This is a genomic window from Thalassotalea marina (assembly GCF_014656435.1).
Lineage (GTDB): Bacteria > Pseudomonadota > Gammaproteobacteria > Enterobacterales > Alteromonadaceae > Thalassotalea_C > Thalassotalea_C marina.
The window spans coordinates 304,688-327,611 of sequence record NZ_BNCK01000003.1 but is presented as its reverse complement, the minus strand read 5'-3'; the positions used below and the strand labels follow the sequence as shown (position 1 = coordinate 327,611).

General features: G+C 40.7%; 27 protein-coding genes. 16 read left to right on the top strand and 11 right to left on the bottom strand.

What is annotated here, in order from left to right:
* Positions 1-2: 2 nt before the first annotated feature.
* Both lysA and IE199_RS07945 read right to left on the bottom strand, forming a co-directional pair.
* Positions 3-1,250, bottom strand: a complete 1,248-nt coding sequence (gene lysA / locus IE199_RS07950) for a diaminopimelate decarboxylase (protein ID WP_189768973.1) — start codon at positions 1,248-1,250, stop codon at positions 3-5.
* A gap of 2 nt (positions 1,251-1,252) precedes the next feature.
* Positions 1,253-1,408 (bottom strand): lipoprotein, encoded by a 156-nt coding sequence (locus tag IE199_RS07945; protein ID WP_189768971.1) that lies wholly within the window; start codon positions 1,406-1,408, stop codon positions 1,253-1,255.
* A 108-nt stretch (positions 1,409-1,516) separates the two neighbouring features.
* Between IE199_RS07945 and cyaY the strand changes: the two genes are divergently transcribed.
* From cyaY to IE199_RS07920, 5 genes are read left to right on the top strand one after another with little or no spacing between them, the layout of a single operon-like run.
* Positions 1,517-1,837 carry an iron donor protein CyaY gene (gene cyaY / locus IE199_RS07940; protein ID WP_189768969.1) on the top strand — a complete coding sequence of 107 codons (321 nt, stop codon included), beginning with the start codon at positions 1,517-1,519 and terminating at the stop codon, positions 1,835-1,837.
* Between the two features lie 12 nt (positions 1,838-1,849).
* Positions 1,850-2,773: a hydroxymethylbilane synthase gene (gene hemC / locus IE199_RS07935; protein ID WP_189768967.1), complete on the top strand. Its 924-nt coding sequence runs from the start codon at positions 1,850-1,852 to the stop codon at positions 2,771-2,773.
* Positions 2,763-3,524, top strand: a complete 762-nt coding sequence (locus IE199_RS07930; protein ID WP_189768965.1) for a uroporphyrinogen-III synthase — start codon at positions 2,763-2,765, stop codon at positions 3,522-3,524. The genes hemC and IE199_RS07930 overlap by 11 nt, the downstream gene beginning before the upstream one ends.
* Positions 3,517-4,758: a uroporphyrinogen-III C-methyltransferase gene (locus IE199_RS07925; RefSeq protein ID WP_189768963.1), complete on the top strand. Its 1,242-nt coding sequence runs from the start codon at positions 3,517-3,519 to the stop codon at positions 4,756-4,758. The genes IE199_RS07930 and IE199_RS07925 overlap by 8 nt, the downstream gene beginning before the upstream one ends.
* Positions 4,755-5,948, top strand: coding sequence for a heme biosynthesis HemY N-terminal domain-containing protein (locus IE199_RS07920; RefSeq protein WP_189768961.1), 1,194 nt, complete (start codon positions 4,755-4,757; stop codon positions 5,946-5,948). The genes IE199_RS07925 and IE199_RS07920 overlap by 4 nt, the downstream gene beginning before the upstream one ends.
* 8 nt (positions 5,949-5,956) lie before the next feature.
* Here the strand turns inward: IE199_RS07920 and chrA are convergent, their stop codons facing one another.
* Entirely contained in the window at positions 5,957-7,105 is a 1,149-nt protein-coding gene (chrA, locus tag IE199_RS07915; protein WP_189768959.1) for a chromate efflux transporter, read from the bottom strand.
* 172 nt (positions 7,106-7,277) lie between these two features.
* Between chrA and IE199_RS07910 the strand changes: the two genes are divergently transcribed.
* The 3 genes from IE199_RS07910 to bfr (IE199_RS07900) all read left to right on the top strand — a co-directional run bounded on the left by IE199_RS07910 (position 7,278) and on the right by bfr (IE199_RS07900) (position 8,595).
* Positions 7,278-7,472, top strand: coding sequence for a bacterioferritin-associated ferredoxin (locus IE199_RS07910; protein WP_189768957.1), 195 nt, complete (start codon positions 7,278-7,280; stop codon positions 7,470-7,472).
* Between the two features lie 181 nt (positions 7,473-7,653).
* Entirely contained in the window at positions 7,654-8,118 is a 465-nt protein-coding gene (bfr, locus tag IE199_RS07905; protein WP_189768955.1) for a bacterioferritin, read from the top strand.
* 9 nt (positions 8,119-8,127) lie between these two features.
* Positions 8,128-8,595, top strand: coding sequence for a bacterioferritin (gene bfr, locus IE199_RS07900; protein ID WP_189768953.1), 468 nt, complete (start codon positions 8,128-8,130; stop codon positions 8,593-8,595).
* A gap of 429 nt (positions 8,596-9,024) precedes the next feature.
* On the opposite strand, the gene IE199_RS07895 is transcribed toward bfr (IE199_RS07900), so the two are convergent.
* Both IE199_RS07895 and IE199_RS07890 read right to left on the bottom strand, forming a co-directional pair.
* On the bottom strand, positions 9,025-9,390 hold the full coding sequence (locus IE199_RS07895; protein ID WP_189768951.1) for a hypothetical protein: 366 nt from the start codon (positions 9,388-9,390) through the stop codon (positions 9,025-9,027).
* Between the two features lie 152 nt (positions 9,391-9,542).
* Entirely contained in the window at positions 9,543-9,731 is a 189-nt protein-coding gene (locus IE199_RS07890; protein ID WP_189768949.1) for an alternative ribosome-rescue factor A, read from the bottom strand.
* 74 nt (positions 9,732-9,805) lie between these two features.
* Between IE199_RS07890 and IE199_RS07885 the strand changes: the two genes are divergently transcribed.
* Positions 9,806-10,489, top strand: coding sequence for a DUF2982 domain-containing protein (locus IE199_RS07885; RefSeq protein WP_189768947.1), 684 nt, complete (start codon positions 9,806-9,808; stop codon positions 10,487-10,489).
* 33 nt (positions 10,490-10,522) lie between these two features.
* Here IE199_RS07885 and fre read toward each other — a convergent pair whose 3' ends face one another.
* Both fre and ubiD read right to left on the bottom strand, forming a co-directional pair.
* The gene (gene fre, locus IE199_RS07880; RefSeq protein ID WP_189768945.1) at positions 10,523-11,218 is read right to left on the bottom strand and encodes an NAD(P)H-flavin reductase; all 696 of its coding nucleotides are present in this window, start codon (positions 11,216-11,218) and stop codon (positions 10,523-10,525) included.
* 33 nt (positions 11,219-11,251) lie between these two features.
* Positions 11,252-12,748: a 4-hydroxy-3-polyprenylbenzoate decarboxylase gene (gene ubiD, locus IE199_RS07875; RefSeq protein WP_189768943.1), complete on the bottom strand. Its 1,497-nt coding sequence runs from the start codon at positions 12,746-12,748 to the stop codon at positions 11,252-11,254.
* Positions 12,749-13,081: 333 nt separating this feature from the next.
* On the opposite strand from ubiD, the gene IE199_RS07870 reads away from it, so the two are divergent.
* The 3 genes from IE199_RS07870 (at position 13,082) to cydB (ending at position 16,095) form a co-directional block, all read left to right on the top strand.
* Entirely contained in the window at positions 13,082-13,636 is a 555-nt protein-coding gene (locus IE199_RS07870) for a GbsR/MarR family transcriptional regulator (RefSeq protein ID WP_189768941.1), read from the top strand.
* A 91-nt stretch (positions 13,637-13,727) separates the two neighbouring features.
* On the top strand, positions 13,728-15,104 hold the full coding sequence (locus IE199_RS07865; RefSeq protein ID WP_189768939.1) for a cytochrome ubiquinol oxidase subunit I: 1,377 nt from the start codon (positions 13,728-13,730) through the stop codon (positions 15,102-15,104).
* Entirely contained in the window at positions 15,097-16,095 is a 999-nt protein-coding gene (gene cydB, locus IE199_RS07860; protein WP_189768937.1) for a cytochrome d ubiquinol oxidase subunit II, read from the top strand. Before IE199_RS07865 ends, cydB begins: the two co-directional genes overlap by 8 nt.
* 63 nt (positions 16,096-16,158) lie before the next feature.
* Here cydB and IE199_RS07855 read toward each other — a convergent pair whose 3' ends face one another.
* Complete coding sequence (locus IE199_RS07855) at positions 16,159-16,647, bottom strand: DUF2938 domain-containing protein (protein WP_189768935.1); 489 nt, start codon at positions 16,645-16,647, stop codon at positions 16,159-16,161.
* A gap of 80 nt (positions 16,648-16,727) precedes the next feature.
* On the opposite strand from IE199_RS07855, the gene IE199_RS07850 reads away from it, so the two are divergent.
* The 4 genes from IE199_RS07850 (at position 16,728) to IE199_RS07835 (ending at position 20,177) form a co-directional block, all read left to right on the top strand.
* A complete protein-coding gene (locus tag IE199_RS07850; RefSeq protein ID WP_189768933.1) occupies positions 16,728-17,135 on the top strand; it encodes a helix-turn-helix domain-containing protein in 408 nt (135 codons plus the stop codon).
* A gap of 83 nt (positions 17,136-17,218) precedes the next feature.
* On the top strand, positions 17,219-18,367 hold the full coding sequence (locus IE199_RS07845) for an S-(hydroxymethyl)glutathione dehydrogenase/class III alcohol dehydrogenase (RefSeq protein WP_189768931.1): 1,149 nt from the start codon (positions 17,219-17,221) through the stop codon (positions 18,365-18,367).
* A gap of 11 nt (positions 18,368-18,378) precedes the next feature.
* Positions 18,379-19,212, top strand: a complete 834-nt coding sequence (fghA, locus tag IE199_RS07840; RefSeq protein WP_189768929.1) for an S-formylglutathione hydrolase — start codon at positions 18,379-18,381, stop codon at positions 19,210-19,212.
* Positions 19,213-19,355: 143 nt separating this feature from the next.
* Positions 19,356-20,177, top strand: a complete 822-nt coding sequence (locus IE199_RS07835) for a kinase (protein ID WP_229854600.1) — start codon at positions 19,356-19,358, stop codon at positions 20,175-20,177.
* Between the two features lie 7 nt (positions 20,178-20,184).
* On the opposite strand, the gene IE199_RS07830 is transcribed toward IE199_RS07835, so the two are convergent.
* The 3 genes from IE199_RS07830 to IE199_RS07820 all read right to left on the bottom strand — a co-directional run bounded on the left by IE199_RS07830 (position 20,185) and on the right by IE199_RS07820 (position 22,816).
* On the bottom strand, positions 20,185-21,171 hold the full coding sequence (locus IE199_RS07830; RefSeq protein WP_189768925.1) for a WD40 repeat domain-containing protein: 987 nt from the start codon (positions 21,169-21,171) through the stop codon (positions 20,185-20,187).
* Complete coding sequence (locus IE199_RS07825) at positions 21,168-21,629, bottom strand: methyltransferase family protein (RefSeq protein WP_189768923.1); 462 nt, start codon at positions 21,627-21,629, stop codon at positions 21,168-21,170. Before IE199_RS07825 ends, IE199_RS07830 begins: the two co-directional genes overlap by 4 nt.
* Before the next feature lie 104 nt (positions 21,630-21,733).
* Positions 21,734-22,816, bottom strand: a complete 1,083-nt coding sequence (locus tag IE199_RS07820; protein WP_189768921.1) for a murein transglycosylase domain-containing protein — start codon at positions 22,814-22,816, stop codon at positions 21,734-21,736.
* Positions 22,817-22,924 lie beyond the last annotated feature (108 nt).

The following is a 22,924-nucleotide window of genomic DNA, read 5'->3' as shown; positions in this document are numbered from 1 at the left end:
TCTTACGGTAATAAGTTTTCACCTTGCCATAAACTTTCAATGGTTTCTCTTGCTCGAACTAGTACTGATTTGTCACCGTCAACCATCACTTCAGCAGCGCGTGGGCGACTGTTATAATTTGAGCTCATGGTAAAACCATAAGCGCCAGAAGACCTAACTGCTAACAAATCACCAGCTTTTATCGCCAGTTCTCGATCTTTGCCAAGAAAGTCACCAGTTTCACACACAGGACCCACAACGTCATAATACGCAGATGCGGTATCTTCGCGCAATGATACTGGAATAATGTTTTGCCACGCTTGATATAAAGAAGGGCGAATCAAATCATTCATTGCGGCGTCAACAATAGCAAAGTTGCGCCCTTCATTGGTTTTTAGAAACTCTACTTCAGTGACCAAGATACCAGCATTGGCCATAATCGCTCGGCCCGGTTCATAAACTAAAGTGATATTGCGGCCATCAAGTTTTTCGGCAATGGCTTTGGCATATTCTTTTGGATGCGGTGGCTGCTCTTTGTCATAACAAACGCCTAAACCACCACCAACGTCGATATGCGAGAGTACAATGCCTTGTTCCGCTAGGTTATCGACTAAAATCAACACACGGTCAAGTGCATCTAAAAATGGTCGGATTTCCGTTAATTGTGAGCCAATGTGGCAATCGACACCTTTAATGGCCAGATTTGGCATAGTGCTGGCTTTTTGATATATACGCACTGCATCATCAATGTTGATACCAAACTTATTTTCTTTTAATCCTGTTGAAATGTATGGGTGTGTTCCAGCGTCCACGTCTGGATTTACGCGCAATGAAACCGGCGCTGTTTTATCCATTGATTCTGCAACCGCTTGAATACGGTCTAATTCAGCTTCAGATTCAACATTAAAACAATAAATACCTTGCTCTAAGGCAAATGCAATTTCAGAGGCTTTTTTACCTACACCTGAAAACACGACTTTTTTTGCATCGCCACCGGCTTTAAGCACTCTGGCTAGTTCGCCTTGCGAAACAATATCAAAACCTGAACCTAAACGTGCCATAACATTAAGCACTGCCAAGTTGCTGTTGGCTTTTACTGCATAACACACTAAATGTGGTTGTTCGCCTGCTGCTTGGTCAAAAGCGTGCCAATGTCTTTCAATGGTCGCACGTGAATATACGTATAGAGGTGTACCATAAGTTTTGGCAAGTTCTTCTACAGCACACTCTTCTGCAAACAAATGCTGTTGGCGACGATTAAAATAATCCACTATTACTGTTCCTGTTGTTTAGTGTCTTGTGGTGATGAGTTTTGACTTTGTTCTGCTTTTTCGTCAGTTTCTTGATATAACGGTCCGGGCATGCCACAACCGCCAATAAGCAAAATATTTACTACACAAGCAAGAATAATTAACTTTTGTTTACGCATTTTTGATTAATTCGATTTTTTTCACATGATAGACGTTTTATAATCCGAAGACCATCAAATACCAATGAATCAAAAACTATTTTGTCGTTTTTGTAAAAGGATCAGTAAATGAATGATACGCAATATAATCTAATGGCCGACGAACTAATACTGGCATTAGAAGAAGCCATTGAAGATTGTGGTATTGATATCGATTATGAGGGAGTTGGCGGCATGTTAACGTTAACCTTCAAAAACGCGAGTAAAATTATCGTCAATAAACAAGCGCCGTTACATGAAATTTGGGTCGCGACTAAATTTAATGGCCATCACTTTCATTTTGAAGACGGCCAATGGCAAGATAAGCGCGGTGGTGGTGAATTTTGGCAGTTTATTTCAAATGCTGTTTCCATTCAGGCAGATAGCCAAGTATCACTACAAGCAGACTAAACAGGAATTTTTATGACAACTATTCGAATCGCAACGCGTAAAAGTGCACTGGCATTATGGCAGGCAGAGTATGTAAAAGAGCGTTTAGAGCATTTTCATCCTGAGCTTAACGTAGAACTTGTGCCTATGGTGACCAAAGGCGACGTTATTTTGGACACACCACTGGCAAAAGTAGGTGGTAAAGGGTTGTTTGTTAAAGAACTGGAAGTCGCGATGTTAGAAAAGCGTGCTGATATTGCAGTTCATTCAATGAAAGATGTGCCCGTAGAATTTCCAGAAGGTTTAGGTTTAGAAGTGATTTGTCCTCGCGAAGATCCTCGTGATGCTTTTGTATCAAATACCATTAAATCACTAGATGAATTACCGCAAGGCGCCATTGTTGGCACGTCGAGTTTGCGTCGTCAATGTCAATTAAAAGCCATGCGTCCTGATTTAGATATTCGTGATTTGCGCGGTAACGTAAATACACGTTTAGCTAAGCTTGATGCTGGTGAATATGACGCCATTATTTTAGCGGCTGCTGGCCTAATTCGCTTAGAAATGCCTGACCGTATTGCACAGTTTATCGAACCTGAAGTGTTATTACCGGCCAATGGTCAAGGTGCCGTGGGTATAGAATGTCGCACTGATGATGACACGGTAAAAGCGTTATTGGCGCCATTGGCTTGCCAAACAACCAAAGTTCGCGTGCTGGCAGAGCGAGCGATGAACCGCAAATTAGAGGGCGGTTGTCAGGTGCCAATTGGCAGTTATGCAACTATCGAAAACGATACCGTTTATTTGCGCGGTTTAGTGGGTGCTATTGATGGTAGCAAGATCATTTCTGATGATATTTCTGGTTCAGTGAATGATGCCGAAAACTTAGGTGTGCGTTTAGCTGAATCGCTGTTGAGTCAAGGTGCTGACAGTATCTTAAAACAGGTTTATGGCCAGTAATACTCACGTTCTAATAACCCGTCCAGAACCTGCCTGTTGGCAACTTCAGCAGGCCTTGGTTGATCATGGATTTACCGCCAGTTGCCAACCACTATTAAACTACCAGCAGAATATTAACCGTGAAGCGATTGTGTCGATTACACAATCGTTTTGTCCTAACATTATCGTTTTTATTAGTCAGGCTGCGGTTGAGTGTGCTCACAATGCTTGGCCATTAACGCAATGGATAAGCGAAGAGGTTACTGTGGTGGCGGTGGGTAGAAAAACCCAAGCGACGCTGGCGCAATATCAAATACCAAGTTTATGTCCAGAGCGTCATGACAGTGAAGGTATGTTTTCGCTCCCTTGCTTTTTTGCTGATCGTATTGATCAAGCCCGTGTACTCATTGTTCGTGGTGATGGTGGCCGTGAATGGTTAGCTCAACAGCTTTGCGCGGCTGGTGCTAAAACTCAATATCTAGAAAGTTACCGACGAAATTGGCTTGAAATTGCTCAAGATCAACACAAAATATGGAAAAAAGAGCAAATTAACGTTATGGTCATAACCAGTGAAGCCATGTTGAACAGAATGTGTGAACTATTGCCCGCAAACAAACAATTCTGGTTCTCTAGCTGTCTTTGGATTGTGCCAAGTCAGCGTGTCGCTGCAGCGGGTGCAGCAAAAGGTATACAGAACATTATCATCAGTGAAGGTGCAAGCGATCGTGCCATTATATCTGCCTTGCAACATATGGAATTAAATCATGACTGACAATAAAAAATTAAGTACATCAACGTCAGAGTCACCAGCAGAAACAAGCCAAGCAGCAACTGTTGAAGATACCGCGAAAGTGAATGTTAAAGCGAAACCAAGTGCTCACAATGCTGCGCCACAACCGGTAAAAGCTCAATCATCTAAGTCAGGATTAGCAGCAACAGCGTTATTTGTTTCGCTGCTAAGTATGGCTGGTACTGCTGGTTTATACTACTGGCAGCAAATGCAAGATAATGAGCAAAGTCAGCAATTATTATCGGAAATTGCTGCGTTAAAGCAGCAAACTAACGCATCAGTTAATCAGCAACTTGTTGCACAACAAAAGGCATTGGTGGCAGAGCTGAATCAAGCTAAAGCTGAGCTGGAAAAAGTAAGCCAAAATGAACTGACGAGGCTGCAAGGGCAAATTCAGCAATTACAACAAAATAAACCGACAGATTGGCTGTTACATGAAGCTGAATATTTGATAAGAATTGCCGGACGAACCTTGTGGTTAGAAAAAGACACCACTGCTGCAATGGGATTGCTGCGTGACGCAGACCAACGACTGCAAGAACTCAACAGCCCTGACGTATTGCCCGTTAGGCAACTGATCCGTGATGATATTGCTGAACTTGAGCTTTTACCTAGCTTAGCGACGGAAGAAATCACCTTAACGTTAATGGCGTTATCTAAGCAAATCAGTCAATTACAACTGTCTATGGTGCAGTTGCCAGACACTAATGAACCTGAAGCCGACTTAACGCTAAGTAATGATATTGCTGATTGGCGCGAAAATTTACAGAAAACTTGGCAGCAATTTGCTGAAAACTTTATCACTGTTAGACGACGTGCGGGCAATGTAGAACCGCTGATGTCGCCTGAGCATCAACAAAACTTACGCGAAAATTTAGCGCTTAAATTACAACAAGCACAGTGGGCAGCAGCCAAAGGTAACAGTGCACTTTATATTGCTACACTCGACGATGCGCAAGCATGGTTGTCACAATACTTTTCTCTTGAGCATGTTCAAACGGGCAACTTTTTTGACAGCCTAGCTAAGCTAAAAAATGAAATTATTGAAGTGCAATATCCAACCAGTTTAAAAGCCTTGCCTGCTATCAGAGCGATCAATGAAGCTAAACTAGAGCGCTTGCCAGAAAAAGTTGAACAGTTAAACCAGCAAGACACTAACCTAGAAAAAAACAACCAAGAAGCTGAAGCTACTGATACAGCTAAGGAAGTGATATGAAACGTATTGCTTTATTAGCCCTTATCTTTATTGCAGCAATTGCTATTAGCCCAATGTTAATCGGTGAAAAAGGCTATATTTTAATTGCTATGGGTGATTACACCGTTGAGTCAACAGTAGTCACTGCTGGCATGTTATTGTTTGTGACATTTATGGTGCTGTTAATAACCTTAAAAGTCTTTAAGGGCGGTCTACATTTTAGTGTATCGGCGTGGCACAAAGTACGTTATGCCAGTAAACGTAAAGCTTATCGTCAATTTCAGCAAGGTATTGCATCCTACGTGCTAGGTGATAATCAACAAGCCGAACACTTGTTAGTAAAAAGCGCAGAGCCGACAGAATTTACTCAAACGGCGTATTTGTTAGCCGCTAGTGCTGCAGATAAACAAGGGTTGAAAGACAATACACAACATTACTTAAAGCAGATCAGTGATGGCCAACTTGCAGTCAAAGAAACTGGTTTAGAGTCGGTATTAATTACATTACGTTTGTTGTTAAACCACAACGACAAAGAGCAGGCACGAGCTTTATTAGACAAATATCACAAATATATTGGCCATGACCATCGAATGCTGGCGTTAGAAATAGAGTTAAGCTTGCTAGAAAAACGCTATTTTCATGTGGTTGAAAAACTCAATAATGCACGTAAACAGCACGCTATTTCAGCGCAGCAAATAAGCCAGTGGGAGCAGCAGGCATTTCTCGGCGCTTTTGAGCAGAAAATTATAGAGCATGACCAACAAGCGCTATATGATTATTGGAATACCTTATCACGTAAGTTAAAACAACGAGATGAAGTTGTTATGGCTTATTGTCATGTATTGGCAAAACACGGCATTAATGAACCACTAAGCAAAATACTGCTGCCGCTGGTGAAAAAAGGTAGCAATGAATATCAATTGAAAAAACTGTGTTTATTACCGCTTACTGCGGTAGATGAACTTATCGTTGCTACACAAAAACACTTACACCATAATCAGCATAGTGCTACTTGGCTGCGTACATTGGCGCATTTGGCGACTAAAAACAAACAGTGGGACAAAGCTGAAAAAGCATTTAACGCTTTAATGCATCTTGAAGGTGAGCCGGCGGATAAATTGGATTTATTAACGTTTGCCCAAGTGTTGGAAACGTTAAATAAACCTGAGCAAGCCATTGCAGCGCTGCGTAAAGCCGCCACTATGGCTTGAACTCGTAGCTAAATTAGCCAAGTGGTAGTTACAGCAACTACCACAGCGGCACCCAACAACCAGATAATCGAGCAGCGCCATATTCTGATTAATAAGATGCCAGCAACGACTAAAGCCAATTCAGTTGTATTTGTCACTGCGCTGACAAAAATCGGTTGATACAAGGCAGCAAGCAATAAACCCACCACACAAGCATTGACACCATTGATCACGCCAGACACTTTGACGTTTTGTGATAATGCCTGCCAATGAGATAAAAACGCCAACATCAACAAAAAGCCAGGCAAAAATATCGCAAGCGTTGCTATGCTGGCACCCAGCCAAGGGTTGGTTGAATATTCTATAAAACCCAAGAAGGTGGCCAAGGTAAACATAGGGCCAGGAATACCTTGTGCTGCTGCATAACCAGCTAAAAAAGTATCGCTGTTAATGGTATCTGTGGTCATCGATTGCAAGACAGGCAAAACAACATGCCCGCCGCCAAACACTAAACTGCCTGCTTGAAAATACTGATTAAACAAATCCAGAGGTGGATAATTAATGGAGTAAAAACTGACACCAAAGAAAATGATAAAGGTGATTAACCAGCGATTATGTATTTTAGTATGTGGCGTAGGTTCTTTGGTCGATGTTTTTGAACCTAGATAATAAAAGCCGTAAATAGCAGCAGTGACTAACATGAGTATTTGCGCAAGAGTTGATGGTATGACTAATAAAACGATCGCTGTTATCAACGCAATACTTCGTGTGGCCTTTGTTAAGCAAAAACTGTTAAACATACTCATTACTGCATCAGCTACTACAATGACGGCAACAACTTTCAGTGCTTTAACCAAAGACTCAACAAAAACCACTTCACTTAACTGGGCGTGTGAATACGCAAAAGCTAACATCAGTAAAAAAGAGGGTAAAGTGAAAGCGATAAAGGCAGTAATTGCCCCCGTAATTCCAGCTCGTTTGTGACCTAAAGCAAAACATACTTGGCTTGAACCGGGCCCTGGTAACATTTGGCTGAGTGCCACCATGCTTGCGTACTCTTGTTCATTTAGCCATTGTTTTTCTTTAACAAAAGCTCGATGAAAATATCCAATGTGGGCTGCTGGACCACCAAAAGACATGCACCCTAAAATGAAAAATGATTGAAAAATTTGCCACATGTCGCTGCAGTTTTCCCATTAAAATAAAGTTAGGTAATTATCATACGATAATTAGGTGAAAATTAAATTACTCGATGTATCAAGGTATTAGCAAATTAGTCAAAATTTGTACTTGCAGGTATGTATAATAAGAACTATTATCACTTGCGTTCATATTATTCATGAGGTTCCTATGTACGTTTGTTTGTGCAAAGGCATAACAGATTCACAGATTAAACAAGCTGTTTTAGATGCTGGTGTTGGCTCGATGCGAGAGCTGAAAAAGCACTTAGATATCTCCTCGCAATGTGGTAGCTGCAGTAAAGTTGCCGCACAAATTATTAATGATACGATCATTGATGAAAGCCTATTCCAAGATGTAGGCTAAACCTAAAATAACTGAATTCTCTCGTAAAAAAGCCGGCTATGTTTAGCCGGCTTTTTTATTGGGAGTAATAATGGTATTGAAAACCATTATCAGTATTAAGCTGTTGTTTTTATTAAATAAATTTGAAATATTTGTTTGTTAATCTATACTGAACGCAACCTAAAACCACAGGTAACCAGTCATGAAAAGTAATACGGAAATTATTAGTCAATTAAATAAGGTACTTACCTCAGAATTGACTTCCATCAATCAATATTTTTTGCATGCTCGAATTTATAAAAATTGGGGCTTTAGTCAATTAAATGATGCTTGCTACAAAAAATCGATTTTAGATATGAAGCAAGCCGATAAACTAATTGAACGCATTTTATTTTTAGAAGGATTACCTAATTTACAGCAATTAGGCGCACTTTCTATCGGCGAACATACGGAAGAAATGTTGGCTTGTGACATGAAATTTGAATTGAATCAAATTGGTATTATTAAAACGGCAATTGAGTTGTGTGAACAGCAGCAAGATTATGTATCTCGCGACATGTTAACTGACATTCTTGAAGGTGAAGAAGAGCATATTGATTGGCTCGAAACACAGCAGTATCAAATTGAACAAATGAAAATTGAAAAATACCTGCAAGCGCAGTTATAGGAGCATATCATGCAAGGCGACAAAGAAATTATCGACAACCTTAATCAATTACTCGCGTTTGAATTAGCCGCAATGGATCAATACTTTATTCATTCTCGTATGTACCATGATTGGGGCTTTAACAAGTTGTTTGAGCGTATCGACCACGAGTTTGATGATGAAAAAGGCCATGCGTCAGCACTAATAGAGCGTATTTTGTTTTTAGAAGGCACACCAGATATGACCACGCGTGATGGTTTAAAAATTGGTAGAGAGGTGCCTGACATGCTAGAAAGTGATTTACGTGTTGAATACGCGGTAGACGCAAAATTAAAAGAAGTGATGGCATTGTGTGAAAGCAAACGTGATTATGTCACTCGCGATATGTTGCAAACACTGATCAATGACACTGAAGTAGACCACGCGTTCTGGTTAGAGCAACAGCTTGGTTTAATCAAAAGAATTGGATTGGAAAATTATTTACAATCTCAAATGTAGATTTGAGCTAAAACCCAGAATAGACAAATGTTTATCTAGAAAAATGCCAAAAACAGTAGCTTGTTCTTGGCATTTTTTATTTCAATGAGATATTACGCTTATCGAAAACTTTGGGTGTTAGTTTCTGGTAAAACAACAGCCAGCCTAGAACGCTTAATATGACACTGATGCCATATTGCCTAATGATAGGGACAAAAATGACAGCTGCTATCACTAGCAATAAATACGCAAAAAAGGCAATGTTCAGTAATTTATATGATTTAAGCGTTAATCTTGCTTTGCAATGTGAGCAGTGCCATGTAAAAGGAAAAAACAGCATAGCGTAGCTATTTTGCTCAATTTTTTGCTGGCAGTTGGGGCAAATACAATGGTTCATAACACATTCCTTTGTCAATATTGTTTAAAGGAGGTAACCATTACCTCCTACAGTTAGGCCACTTTTTGTTGTAACTTATCCTTGTTGTTTTCATAGCTTTTAGAGATGACCAATATTAATGCCACTAGCATCGAGGTATCATGAAAAACTGCTTGAGGAATGATGCCTGATCTTGCAAACAGAACAGTAATAATTAAAGTTGGAATGATCACGGATAAAAATTGCAAGCGGGTAACACGGTAACCGAAAAGTTTAAAATATAACAAGCCAGAAACGGTTCCGATAGCTGCTGATGCCGCGTACGGAATTAGCGGTAAAACGCCTAGTTCTACTTTTCCTAATAAAAGCTCAAAAAGATAAATTGTCAGCACTAATGAACCACATAAAACAACATAATAAGCGACTGAGTTTTTCTTCATAATTTCCTTCAATGCAAACTTTAAAACTTTTAATAGTCGTATTAGTACATATCGCCTGTGGTTTATTACAAACTAGGCAAAAAAAAGCACATGATAGTGCTTACTGTCATGTGCTTTGTGGTTCATAAGAACCTTATTTGATAATCGCTTAATTAAGCGACCATTAAATAAGGCTCTTTACCTTGATGTTTTGCTTTTCTAGCATAAGCCCCCTTGCCTTTTTTCGCTTTCATTACTTGGCTGCGAAAAATCTTAGATGTAACCAATGCAGCTAACGCATTATCTTTAATATGACCTCGTTGGTGCTCTACTTTAGAGGTTTGACATTTACCTTTTGACACAAAATTCTCCTTTGGTTAATTTCCGCGCTATTATATAGATATTACGATGCTTTTTCCTAGGAGAATTTTTAACTATGAATCAGCCAGAAATTCGTATTAAACCACAGGCTAAATGCAACAGCTTATTTATTACTCTTATTGGCTTTAGTTCCTTGTTATTAGCGGCTTTAATGAGCCAATATTACTGGCAAAGTGCTAAGTTTTTTTTAATGTTAATGATAGGTTTATCGTTGGCTATTACGGTACTGGGTATTCTGAAAATGTTAGAGCCAGAAACCAGTTTTTATATTTCTCCAGAAAAATTGCTATTTCAGCACCGTAAAGGTCAGTGGCAACTGAATTGGCAAAACATACGTGCTATTCATCCGGTCACCAATACCCACGGAATAGTGAGGGAAGAATTAAATTACATCGGTTTAACACTTAATTCCTTGGAAGACTTGAAAGATCATATTTCGCTTCGCCTAGCGAACCATCTAATTCATGAGCAGCAGCCACTGATGGTGTATTGTGTTAGCCATGAATTAATCAAACCAGAGCAAGCAATCGTAAATTTTGAAGTGTATAAATGTAGCGACGGTGAAGAAATTAAAGGACCTTTAGCCGGCTTTTTACATCAATGCCAAATACTTAAACAAGCGCTAGGTGCACATTTGTTTATTGCGAATGGCACGATAGATAGGCCATTAAATGACTTTGCGGTATTACTAAGAGACTGTAAAGCGGCGAGTGTCAGTTATCAACAAGAGGGCGTTTAGAACGCCCTTTTGTATTACGAAAAATTTTGCTGGTTAGATAAAAGCAAAAGCGTCAGCAAACATATGCTCTTTTAATGCGCCTTTTGCTAAGAAGTCTGTTCTAACAGCCCCTACCATGTCAAAACGACCCGCGATGTAAATATCAAAATCTGCTAGGTTTTCAATATCGTTCATAACCACTTTATGCACCATGCCAACTTTGCCAGTCCAGCTTTCTTGTGCTGTTTCAATGACTGGATGAAATTGACCATGAGTAAGCTCAGCAATAGTGTTAGCGGTTTTATCTAACTCATAACAAGCTGATTCTTCTCTTAAGCCCCAGTAAACAACCACTTGGCGTTGGCTCTTGGTTTGAGCTAAATATTCAAACATGGATTTGATGTAAGAAAACCCTGTACCACCGGCTAATAAAAGTAGTGGACGATCACTTTCGGTACGCAATTGTGCATTACCTAGTGGAATTTCAATGGTTACTGTATCGCATTCTTTTATACGATCGATGACTTGCATTGGATAACTGTCAGCACCAAAAGCACCAATTTGTAACTCAATTAGCTCATTATTTGGTGAACTAGCAATCGAAAATGGGCGTTTGTCTTCATCACTCATGACAAAATTTAAATATTGCCCTGGAATAAAATCTACTGGTGTTGCTGGCTTTAAAAGCACTTTGTATACGTGTTCGGTCAACGACGTCATTGACTCAACATGACACTGTATTTGTTTCATTTATCAACCTATTACTAATGTGCTAAATGCACATTATTTACTGTCATTATCTTTTTTGAGTGAATCTTCAATACCAAGTTCATCCCAAATTTCATCTACGGCCTGTTTGATGCTGTCATCCATCACTATGGGTTCACCCCATTCTCGGTCGGTTTCACCAGGCCACTTGTTGGTTGCATCCATGCCCATTTTTGAGCCTAAACCTGAAACAGGTGATGCAAAATCTAAATAGTCAATTGGCGTATTTTCTACCAGGGTAGTATCACGCGCAGGATCCATACGAGTTGTCATTGCCCAGATAACGTCTTGCCAATCTCTGGCGTTAACGTCGTCGTCACACACAATGACAAATTTAGTGTACATAAATTGGCGCAGGAACGACCAAACGCCCATCATAACGCGTTTAGCGTGTCCTGGGTATTGCTTCTTCATGGTGACCACCGCTAAACGGTATGAACAACCCTCAGGCGGTAAATAAAAATCAACAATTTCAGGGAACTGCTTCTGTAAAATAGGCACAAACACTTCGTTTAATGCAACACCTAAAATAGCTGGTTCATCAGGCGGACGTCCGGTGTATGTACTATGGTAAATAGGCTCTTTACGCTGCGTGATATGCGTTACGGTAAATACTGGAAAGTCATCTACTTCGTTGTAATAGCCAGTGTGGTCGCCATACGGGCCTTCAGGAGCCATTTCCTCTGGATCAATATAACCTTCCAACACAATTTCTGCAGAAGCTGGTACTTGTAAGTCATTACTTATACAGTTGACCACTTCTGTTTTGCTACCACGTAGCAAACCGGCAAAGGCATATTCAGATAAAGAATCCGGTACAGGCGTTACCGCGCCTAAAATGGTGGCAGGATCTGCACCTAAAGCCACAGAAACAGGGTACTTTTCACCTGGATGTGCCTTTTTCCACTCTAAAAAGTCAAGTGCGCCACCACGATGTGATAACCAGCGCATAATCACTTTGTTTGGTCCCAACAATTGCTGTCGGTAAATACCTAAATTTTGTCGCTCTTTGTGTGGACCTCTAGTGACGGTTAAGCCCCAAGTGATCAAAGGTGCAACGTCGCCAGGCCAACATTTCTGAATAGGTAACTTAGTTAAATCAACTTGCTCACCTGATAACACAACTTCCTGACAGGGTGCTTTTTTTAGCACTTTAGCTGGCATATTGAGCACTTGCTTAAAGATGGGGAGTTTATCCAGCGCATCTTTAAAGCCTTTAGGTGGCTCTGGCTCTTTCAACATGGCCAATAGTTTGCCTACGTCACGCAATGCTTCAACGTCGGTTTGCCCCATAGCAAGGGCGACACGTTTTGGGGTACCAAATAAATTGGTTAAAACAGGAATATCATAGCCTTCAGGGTTTTCAAAAAGTAAGGCAGGACCGCCAGCTCTCAATGTTCGATCACTAATTTCGGTCATCATTAAGTCAGTTGAAACTGGCATGCTAATGCGTTTTAACTCACCTAACTTTTCTAACTGGCTGATAAAGTCTCTTAAATCGCTATATTTCATCGTAATAGATATTTCCTCATTGAGGCGCGAATACTACAACATTTAGCGCAATTTGTCGTTTAAAAACACAACAAAAAGTCGCTTAACCAAACACATGTTGTAAATAAGTGTTTAACTCTTCAAAGGCCAGTGGGTTAAGCATAGATAGTTTGCCTATTCTAATTACTGGAGAAACTGTACTTAATATAATGGCATTACAGCTTATTTGTTATTAGATGTATTTAACGCAACTTTTTGCTGATTAAGGTAAAAACAGCTAACTTTATCTATTGATCTAGATCAATAAATACACTAATATTTTAAACGTTCAGAAATTATTGAAACTTTAGAAAGATGAACTTGTCACCAAAAATCGAAAGCTTTGTGATGCATTGTGGCGAAATGGGCAGTCGCTGGGGGTTTAACCGAACGATAGGGCAAATTATGGGTTTACTCGTGATGAGTGAAAAACCGTTATCTGCCAATGAGATCGGTGAGACTTTGAGCATTTCTCGCGGCAATGTCAGCATGGGCATAAAAGAGCTCCAATCTTGGCGTTTAGTGTCAACTCAACATATAGCGGGCGATCGCAAAGATTACTATCTTCCTGCTGGCAGTATTTGGGAGTTAGCTAATCGGGTATTTGAAGAGCGCAGTAAACGTGAAGTTGATCCCACCTTATCATTACTTCGTGACGCTTTGCTTGATGATCCAGCCAACGCGCAAGAAGCGTATGCTCATCAACGCATGGATGAAATCCACCAGTTATTGGAAACGTTAACCAAATGGACTGCTGAGTTACAAAGCATCAGTCCGGAAAAGTTAACGACTTTGATGAAGTTGGGCTCTGGCGTGGTGCGTATTCTTGACCTGAAAGACAGGATCGTGAAAACGGGTAGCGCCGACTAAACCTTTTTTTCATTTGTTATTTTATCTAGTTACAGCAGGGCTAAGGTTTTGCTGCGGGCACACTTGTGCCTAATTTTTGCGGAGGTAACGCATGTTAGATACTGAAATGCTCTCACGGATCCAATTTGCCGTGAACATTAGTTTTCATATTCTTTTCCCAACGATCACCATTGCCATGTGTTGGTTTTTAGTGTTTTTTAAGGTGCGATTTGATCAAACGGGTCATCCTGTCTGGATGCGCGCCTATCGATTCTGGGTGAAAATTTTTGCCTTATCTTTTGCGTTAGGTGTGGTAAGTGGAATTACCATGTCTTTCCAGTTTGGTACTAACTGGCCTGGTTTTATGGAACGTGTCGGTAATATTGCTGGGCCTTTACTAGGTTACGAAGTATTAACCGCCTTCTTTTTAGAGGCAACGTTTTTAGGCATTATGTTATTTGGCATGAATCGGGTACCACCAAAAGTGCATACCTTAGCCACAATTGTTGTTGCCGTTGGTACAACTATGTCTGCTTTTTGGATCCTCAGTTTAAACTCTTGGATGCAAACGCCAACCGGCTTTGAGCTAAGAGATGGTGTGGTATACCCGGTGGATTGGTTTGCCGTGATTTTTAACCCGTCTTTTCCTTATCGATTTTTCCATATGTTGATAGCGTCTGGCTTAACGGCAGCGTTTTTAATAGCAGGTATCAGTGCCTATCGAATCATCAAAGGTGATGATAAAAAAGCGCCTCGATTGACGTTAAAAATAGCGATTACTGTCGCTGCTGTGTTAGCGCCACTGCAAGCATTTGTCGGAGATTTGCATGGCTTAAACACACTCAAACATCAACCACAAAAAGTTGCAGCCATGGAAGGAGCATGGGAAACAGAAAAAGGTGTGCCGCTACTACTTTTTGCTATCCCAGACGAGGAAAATCGAACAAACCATTTTGAAATAGGCATTCCTAACTTAGCGAGTTTGATTTTAACACATGAACTTGATGGTGAACTTAAAGGGCTAAATGAGTTTGTTGGTGAACACCCGCCAGTAAAACCAGTATTTTTTGGCTTCCGCGTTATGGTGGGCTTGGGATTATTAATGATCATTATGTCGTGGTGGGGCAGTTTTGTGGTTCACCGTAAAAAAACTCCCTCACCTTTGTTGCTAAAAATACTCGTGGCAATGAGCTTTTCAGGTTGGATTGCCACCTTGGCTGGCTGGTATGTCACTGAAATTGGTCGTCAGCCATATTTGGTTAGTGGTGTACTGACCGTGAAAGAAGCTGTAACCGATATAGCGCCTAGTAATGTGGTATTGAGTTTGACTATGTATGCATTGGTGTATTGTGGCTTATTGGTAGCGTATTTACATACGGTATTTTTAATGGCACGCCGCAGTGTTGAAGTGGAAGAATATGAAATGAGAGAGCCAAATATGCTGAACGATGTACTGGAAGACAGAAAAGTGGAGGCAAACCATGTTTGATCAAGAAACCTTAGCGGTAATTTTTGTTGGCTTGATGGGGCTAGCCACACTCATGTACGTGGTATTAGATGGCTATGACTTGGGGGTAGGTATGCTTATTCCCAAAGATGCGCCAAAAGAAGCAGATACTATGATTGCTTCCATTGGACCATTTTGGGACGCCAATGAAACCTGGCTGGTCTTGGCGGTTGGTTTATTGCTCATTGCTTTTCCAATGGCGCATAGCTTAGTGCTAAAAGCCTTGTATTTGCCTTCTGCTGTTATGCTCATTGGGCTTATTTTACGGGGCGTAGCGTTTGATTTTCGCGCTAAAGCTGCCGTTTCATATCGCCGTACGTGGAACAAACTTTTTAAGCTTGGCTCATATATCGCTTCTTTAGCACAAGGCTACATGTTGGGGCTATATGTTACAGGATTTGAAGACTCATTTAGTGCCACTATCTTTGCCATTTTAAGTGCCGTGGGAGTTGCTAGCGCTTATATGTTAATTGGTGCAACTTGGCTGGTGATGAAAACTGAGGGTGAGCTACAGCAAAAAGCAATTAAAATTGCTCAACGCAGTGTCGTGATCACCTTTGTTGGTATTTTACTGGTATCTGCGGTTAACTTATGGGTAAACCCTGAAGTGTATCAAAAGTGGTTCTCTTGGCCGTATGCTATGTTTTTATTGCCCTTACCTATGGTGTGTTGTGTGTTATTTGTTATTTGTCGACTGGTTTTAAATCACTTGGCTAAACAATCTGAACCGGGCTCTGGATTACCATTTTTTATCGTGGTATTTATTTTTAGCTTAAGCTTTTTTGGGTTAGCGTTTAGCTTCTTTCCATACATAGTGCCAAACCAACTGACCATATGGGAATCGGTTGCAGCGCCGGAAGCACTTAACTTTATCCTCTACGGTGCTATTGTCGTGGTGCCAACTATCTTGTGTTATACCGCCTATTCGTATCGAGTATTTTGGGGAAAAGTACAAGACTTACGTTACTACTAAGCTAAAAAATCAAAAATTGTTAGCCACTTGCAAGGTGTAAGTGGCTAACCTTTCATCATGATTTTAAAGAATCCAATAAATTAGCAAGGAGCTGAAATATAAGCCTAAACCAAAAATACTATGAGTGATCAGCGCATTTTTGCGAGCTAACCAAGGCTTTGGTGTTTTACGGGCTGCTATTCCCATACCAAAAGAGGGTTGCATGACAAATAGCGGAAAAACAATAGTGGCAACCCCAGTGATAATTGCGGGAATAAATTCTGGCGATGTCCATTGATCACCCCAAACAGCAACAAATCCAAAGGCAAATACAATACCTGTTAAATAATGAACTAACCAACCTACGGCAAGTTCACCTGATTTAACTTGTGCTTGTTGAATACTCTGATGGGAAAAGGTTAAACAAAACCAATGTAAAACCCAACGGCCAACCAAGCGATAATCTAGAGATGCTTGATTAAACAGTACGCGTTTAAGCCAAGCCCAAATATCCATAGTGATGGTAGCGCCAATGCCAATTAATACCGCGAAATAAATAGTTTCATAATTCATGTGCCAATCCCCTTGTTTGAAAAATAGTGGCTTGATAGATTGGCTATTAGCATGCAACTTGAAGTTAACTTTAGGTCAAGATGAAATTATTAGATATTGGAAAAGTTGTTAAAGCCAGTGGCGTGAAAGCGTCAGCACTGCGTTTTTACGAACAAAAGGGTTTGATTAGATCGGTGTCGCGTCATGGTTTAAGGCGGCAATACGAACCGCAAGTTCTACAAACCTTAACCTTGATTAATTTAGGGCGTATGGCTGGGCTTACGCTTGACGAAATCGCCACCATGTTTACCAATAAACGAGATTTAGCGATTGACCGTGACATGCTACAAAACAAAGTTGATGAATTAGCGCAGACAATAAAAAAGCTCTCTCTGGTAAAAGACACTATGCAACATGTGGTAACGTGTCCAAATGAAGATCACTTAGCTTGCCCGTCTTTCCAGCAATTACTGAAAGTGGTCGAGCGATTTGCCGCAAAAGAGAAATAAATATGATTTTTGCTTTAGGCAATTGATCAAGGGCTCTATACTTTGTCGTACTTAAAATAAATAAAAGCTAACAAGGACATCTCATGTCATTAACTATTGCACCCGGACAAACCTCAATTAAATCAAAAGCCGCTGTAGCTTGGGCAGCTGGCGAACCACTGGTAATGGAAGAAGTGGATGTAGAATTGCCAAAAGCTGGCGAAGTGTTGGTCAGAATTGTTGCCTCAGGTGTCTGTCATACGGATGCTTTCACCTTGTCAGGTGATGATCCTGAAGGTGTATTTCCTGCTATTTTAGGCCATGAAGGTGGTGGCATTGTTGAAATGGTGGGCGAAGGTGTCACCAGTGTATCAGTTGGCGATCACGTTATTCCACTGTATACCGCTGAGTGTCGCGAGTGTAAGTTTTGTAAGTCGGGAAAAACCAACTTATGCCAAGCCGTCCGAGAAACTCAAGGTAAAGGTTTAATGCCTGATGGCACGTCACGATTTTCAAAAGATGGTAAAACTATTTATCACTACATGGGGTGCTCAACCTTTTCCGAGTACACGGTTTTACCTGAAATTAGCCTAGCAAAAGTAAATGAAACTGCGCCATTAGAAGAAGTCTGTCTATTAGGCTGTGGTGTTACTACTGGCATGGGTGCAGTATTAAATACGGCCAAAGTTAAGGCGGGTGATACCGTCGCAATTTTTGGCTTAGGTGGAATTGGTTTGTCAGCGATTATTGGTGCTCGCATGGCAGGTGCAAGTCGTATTATTGGTGTTGATATTAACGACAGCAAATTTGACTTAGCTAAACAGTTAGGCGCCACAGATGTCATTAACCCAACTGAAATTGATAAGCCAATTCAAGAATATATTGTGGAACTAACGGACGGCGGCGTTGATTATTCGTTTGAATGTATTGGTAACGTGAATGTTATGCGTCAAGCATTAGAGTGTTGCCACAAAGGCTGGGGGGAATCGGTCATTATTGGTGTTGCTGGTGCTGGCCAAGAAATTTCAACTAGACCTTTTCAGCTAGTAACTGGCCGCGTATGGCGTGGCACGGCATTTGGTGGCGTGAAGGGGCGTTCAGAATTACCAGGCATTGTTGAACAATATTTGGCAGGTGAGTTTGGCTTACAAGAGTTTATTACCCATACCATGCCATTAAGTGACATTAACCAAGCGTTCGACTTAATGCATGAGGGTAAGAGCATTCGATCAGTTGTGCATATGTCGATGTAACAGGATTTACCATGAAGTTATTGAATGAATCAAAAACCTTTGGTGGCCGCTATTTGCAATATAGTCACCAGTCGTCAACGGTGAAAGGTGATATGCGCTTTTCGGTATTTTTGCCTGAAGCAGCAAGTGATAAAAAGCCGGTTCCTGTGCTTTACTGGCTATCAGGTTTAACCTGTACTGACGAAAACTTTGTGCAAAAAGCGGGAGCATTTCGTAAGGCGGCGGAACTTGGTATTGCGATAGTAGCGCCAGATACTAGCCCCAGAGGTGATTCGGTTGCCAATGATGATGCTTATGACTTAGGGCAAGGTGCAGGTTTTTATGTTAACGCCACACAAGCGCCGTGGGCAGAACATTTTCAAATGTATGACTACATTGTCAAAGAGTTACCAAAGTTGATTGAAGCAAACTTTCCCGTCAGTGATCGCCGAAGTATCGCTGGGCATAGCATGGGCGGTCATGGTGCTTTGGTGATAGGTCTGCGCAATGCTGAACGCTATTGTTCAATTTCGGCATTTAGTCCCATTACCAACCCCATTAACTGTCCTTGGGGGCAAAAGGCATTCAGCGCCTATTTGGGAGAAGATAAACAAACATGGAAACAATACGACGCTTGTGAGTTGCTTAGCGACAAACACGCGGTATTACCAATGTTGGTTGACCAAGGTGATGCCGATAACTTTTTAAAAGAGCAGTTAAAGCCTACTAATTTAGTACGTGCAGCTAATGAGCACGGGTCGGCGTTAGAATTGAGAATGCAGCCAGGTTACGATCACAGCTATTACTTTATCTCAACGTTTATCGACCAGCATTTAGCGTTCCACCATAAGTGTTTAATGGATTAAAACGGCCAAGATGAGTTATGTTAAAAGGAGCTGAATATATCGATGCTCCTTTTTTGTTTTTCTAGGCTGGCCCTTTTTAATTATTGATGAACTTGTTGACCCGTTTTGCCCAACAACACCAGTTGCCCCAAGGTTTTCTAACATTGGCAAAGCAAGTGTACTTGCCAATTGCCAAACAACTGATTGAACTTAGCTCTAAGCAATATAAGCCATTTTTTGTCGGTATCAATGGTTGCCAAGGCAGTGGTAAGTCAACGTTAGCGGCATTTATTGAACATATCGTTATCAACACTAGCCAATTGCATGTTGTAGTGATGTCTTTGGATGACTTTTATTATCCTGGTGAACAGCGTCGCAAGTTGGCCAAACAAGAGCACCCATTATTGGCAACACGCGGTGTGCCAGGCACTCACGATATTAATCAGTTAACTGTCGTTTTATCAAAATTGGCTAAAGGCGAACAAGACGTTGTGATTCCCCGCTTTAACAAGGCAACGGATGAACCAGAACTACCCAACAACTGGAGTTACGTGCAACAAAGTGCCGATATTGTGCTAATAGAAGGTTGGTGTTGGGGAACTGAGCCACAAACAGCTGGTGAATTATCAACACCTGTTAATGATTTGGAACGTCAACAAGATCAAAAGGCTCAATGGCGCAGCTACGTCAATCGCCAATTAGCGCAAGCTTATTCGCCTTTATTTGAACTAATGGATTATTGGATTTATTTAAAAGCACCATCGTTTGATTGTGTTTATCAATGGCGCTTACAGCAAGAACATCAATTAAAACGTAACAGTTTGCAGCAAGACAAAGTGATGTCAGACGCAGACGTGGCTCATTTTGTTAGCTACTTTCAACGTCTAACCGAGCACAGCTTCACTTGTATGCCCAAAAAAGCAAATTGTTTAGTTGAGTTCACGCCGCAACGTACCGTTGCAAACTTTAGACTTGCTAAAAGATAACGCAGTATTAGTTTTTAACTAAATGTACTGGCCATGTTTGGTAAACCCCGTCACTGGTAAATGACGCCACGAGTTTATCGTTAACAATGGCCACAGCAATGACTGATGCGCGGTCTCTATTTTCTATTTTAAACGTTTGCCACTCTGCCAGTTTTAAGCCGTCTTTGACTTGCCACAATATCAGTTTTTGTTTAGGTGAACCACTTAATAACCATTTGTTTTGTTTATCAAAACAGGCATCATTGAATTCAATAAACTTTATTGGCGTACCAAGCTCTGCCAGCTGAGTTTGTTGCTCTACTTGCCAGAAAAATCGGTCACGAATGGCATCTAGGGTATAGGCAATGTTTGCATCATCGCTTAAGGTCACGTGGTTGACTCGCGTTTGATGATTAAAACTTTTTAGAATTTCACCATTTGCGGTATTCCATAAAGCTGCTTGTTTATCACTTGAGCCAGTGAATGCTTTACTGCCATCAGCTGAAATGCTTACACTGTTAATGTCGAGACGATGTGGTGTAAAGGTACTGACTTTATTACTTTTTACTGATACTACACTGGCTTGACCGTTGCGAAATCCAAAGACTAAAGTGCTGTCGTTTTTCGCCATGGCGATATCGTTAATAATGTTGTCTCCGGCTGACCACACGGCCATTAAGCGCCCGGTTTTGAGATCGTACAAATGAACATTTACGCGATTTGATGTATAAAAAAATTGTTTAGACGCTGAGATCCCAAGTAGCTCAATCAGTTGTGCTTCTAATCCTTCTAAACAATATTGCTTTTTATTGTTGATGTTATCCCAAAGACAAACAATCTGGTTATCGCTCCAAAGGGTAAATTGCCCATCGTCACTGATGTCAGCTGCCTTGATAATATTGTCTGTATAGCGCTGGGTAACTTCAGCTTCTGAGGTATAAACTACTTGTTTACTACAAGCTGCTAACACCATAAGCGCGGTAACAATGGCTAGTCGCTGTAAATAAGTTCTCATAACCAACGCCTTACTTGCTGACAATAATCTTGATAAGGTTGACCAAATTTACCTTGTAAAATGCGCTCTTCTGGCATAATTTGAAAACGTTTTAAATACCAGCCAAATAACACCACTAAAAATAATGAAAAAGGGCTAGCTAAATACACAGAAAATGCCGCTAAACATAAGCTAAAACCAACATACATAGGGTTGCGCGTAAGCTGATAAATTCCCGAACTGACCAAACTTGAGCTAGCGTCCGGCTTGGTTGGATCAACAGTGGTTTGTGCTTTTTTGAAAGCGTAAACACCCAACAACGCGATTAAAATACCTGCAAACATTAATACCAACGCCACTATCAACGTTGCCGTGCTGGGTTGGATCACTTGTGGCAACAATGGCTGGCTAAACCAAATGGCAATGGCAAATATTAGCATTAATAAAACGGGGGGCACTTTTAGTTCTAACACTTTCATGGGGAGATTGTCTGACCTTTTTGTTAAGCATACTGAAAAGCGAGAATAATGTTTAGTGTTAGTCAGATTTTTCTTAAAAGCACACTAAGCAAATGCTTTATCAGCTACTGATAGTTTTTCTTAAACTGCGTCACTTTTTTTAGATAACGTCGAGATTCGGCTTTTGGGTGCTTGTTGGTTAACGCCCAAAAAACCGATTTGGGTTTTAATTGGTTGATATCTTTCATCGCGCGCGCTCTATTGTTATCAAAGGTTTTTAACACGTTACCTGCACCACCATTGTACGCAGAGATCACACTGTATTCTTTACTGGTATGGTTTTGTATTGCCTTTAAATATCGCGTTTGTAAAAGATGCAAATAAGCGGTGCCAATATCAATATTGGCTGAAGGAGTAAACAACAATTGTTTAGTTGGCTGACCGCTTTTATTTTTCACTTTTTGATAAACATCTCTGCCAGCAGTAGCCGGTACTACTTGCATCAAACCATAGGCATTCGCTCGGCTTACCGCATAAGGGTTAAAGCTACTTTCCGTTTCAATAATGGCATAAATCAAATCAGGTTTTACTCGGTAACGTTTAGCTGCTGCTAACACATAATCACTATACAACTGCTGGCGCAGATGTTGATGGTTATCCACTAAGTCAAAAGTTACTTGGTGAATATTGGATCGTTTTACCAGATTCTTGGCAACTATATGATTGGCAAATCGATTGGCTCGCCATTGATAGCGTATTGCACGTTGGTCTTGATCTAACACTTGGTTAAATAAAAAAGGCTGTGCGCCTAACTGGGGCGCTTGGCTTGAAAAAATATCATTAGCTCTAGGGTCAGCAGGCGTTAAAACGGTTGTCACTATCGCCTTTTTTAAGAAATGAACCGCTTGTTTCTTAGCGATGGTTTCAACGGTGACTTTTCCCGTAGCAAAATCAACAATGGCCCTGGCTTTGTAATCATTGCTGTATTTAACGTATTTTTTACTACTGGGTAATTGCACATGTTTTTTACCCCAGACACTTTCAACAAGTTGCTCTAAAGCGGCATAAGCTTGCTGAATTTGTTTAATGTCTGCGTTTATCGCTTTGTGGGTGCGTTCTGCTTGGATAATGACTTTATCAATACGCTTAGGATTATTTTTAACCTGTTTAACGAGTTGTTCAACATGGGGAGTGCTTTGACAACTCATTAAGCTGAGGCAAACGGCGATAATGGACAAATGTTTAAATGGCAAAACAAGCCTCTACAGACATCGAATGGCTTTTAATTAATTTATCTTATAGCGAGTTATCTTTGA

Bases quoted from the DNA above. Each gene is read 5' to 3' on its own strand.
- IE199_RS07945 (WP_189768971.1), bottom strand. From the start codon at position 1,408: ATGCGTAAACAAAAGTTAATTATTCTTGCTTGTGTAGTAAATATTTTG.
- cyaY (WP_189768969.1), top strand. From the start codon at position 1,517: ATGAATGATACGCAATATAATCTAATGGCCGACGAACTAATACTGGCA.
- hemC (WP_189768967.1), top strand. From the start codon at position 1,850: ATGACAACTATTCGAATCGCAACGCGTAAAAGTGCACTGGCATTATGG.
- IE199_RS07930 (WP_189768965.1), top strand. From the start codon at position 2,763: ATGGCCAGTAATACTCACGTTCTAATAACCCGTCCAGAACCTGCCTGT.
- IE199_RS07925 (WP_189768963.1), top strand. From the start codon at position 3,517: ATGACTGACAATAAAAAATTAAGTACATCAACGTCAGAGTCACCAGCA.
- IE199_RS07920 (WP_189768961.1), top strand. From the start codon at position 4,755: ATGAAACGTATTGCTTTATTAGCCCTTATCTTTATTGCAGCAATTGCT.
- chrA (WP_189768959.1), bottom strand. From the start codon at position 7,105: ATGTGGCAAATTTTTCAATCATTTTTCATTTTAGGGTGCATGTCTTTT.
- IE199_RS07910 (WP_189768957.1), top strand. From the start codon at position 7,278: ATGTACGTTTGTTTGTGCAAAGGCATAACAGATTCACAGATTAAACAA.
- bfr (WP_189768955.1), top strand. From the start codon at position 7,654: ATGAAAAGTAATACGGAAATTATTAGTCAATTAAATAAGGTACTTACC.
- bfr (WP_189768953.1), top strand. From the start codon at position 8,128: ATGCAAGGCGACAAAGAAATTATCGACAACCTTAATCAATTACTCGCG.
- IE199_RS07895 (WP_189768951.1), bottom strand. From the start codon at position 9,390: ATGAAGAAAAACTCAGTCGCTTATTATGTTGTTTTATGTGGTTCATTA.
- IE199_RS07885 (WP_189768947.1), top strand. From the start codon at position 9,806: ATGAATCAGCCAGAAATTCGTATTAAACCACAGGCTAAATGCAACAGC.
- fre (WP_189768945.1), bottom strand. From the start codon at position 11,218: ATGAAACAAATACAGTGTCATGTTGAGTCAATGACGTCGTTGACCGAA.
- ubiD (WP_189768943.1), bottom strand. From the start codon at position 12,748: ATGAAATATAGCGATTTAAGAGACTTTATCAGCCAGTTAGAAAAGTTA.
- IE199_RS07870 (WP_189768941.1), top strand. From the start codon at position 13,082: ATGAACTTGTCACCAAAAATCGAAAGCTTTGTGATGCATTGTGGCGAA.
- IE199_RS07865 (WP_189768939.1), top strand. From the start codon at position 13,728: ATGTTAGATACTGAAATGCTCTCACGGATCCAATTTGCCGTGAACATT.
- cydB (WP_189768937.1), top strand. From the start codon at position 15,097: ATGTTTGATCAAGAAACCTTAGCGGTAATTTTTGTTGGCTTGATGGGG.
- IE199_RS07855 (WP_189768935.1), bottom strand. From the start codon at position 16,647: ATGAATTATGAAACTATTTATTTCGCGGTATTAATTGGCATTGGCGCT.
- IE199_RS07850 (WP_189768933.1), top strand. From the start codon at position 16,728: ATGAAATTATTAGATATTGGAAAAGTTGTTAAAGCCAGTGGCGTGAAA.
- IE199_RS07845 (WP_189768931.1), top strand. From the start codon at position 17,219: ATGTCATTAACTATTGCACCCGGACAAACCTCAATTAAATCAAAAGCC.
- fghA (WP_189768929.1), top strand. From the start codon at position 18,379: ATGAAGTTATTGAATGAATCAAAAACCTTTGGTGGCCGCTATTTGCAA.
- IE199_RS07830 (WP_189768925.1), bottom strand. From the start codon at position 21,171: ATGAGAACTTATTTACAGCGACTAGCCATTGTTACCGCGCTTATGGTG.
- IE199_RS07825 (WP_189768923.1), bottom strand. From the start codon at position 21,629: ATGAAAGTGTTAGAACTAAAAGTGCCCCCCGTTTTATTAATGCTAATA.
- IE199_RS07820 (WP_189768921.1), bottom strand. From the start codon at position 22,816: ATGAGTTGTCAAAGCACTCCCCATGTTGAACAACTCGTTAAACAGGTT.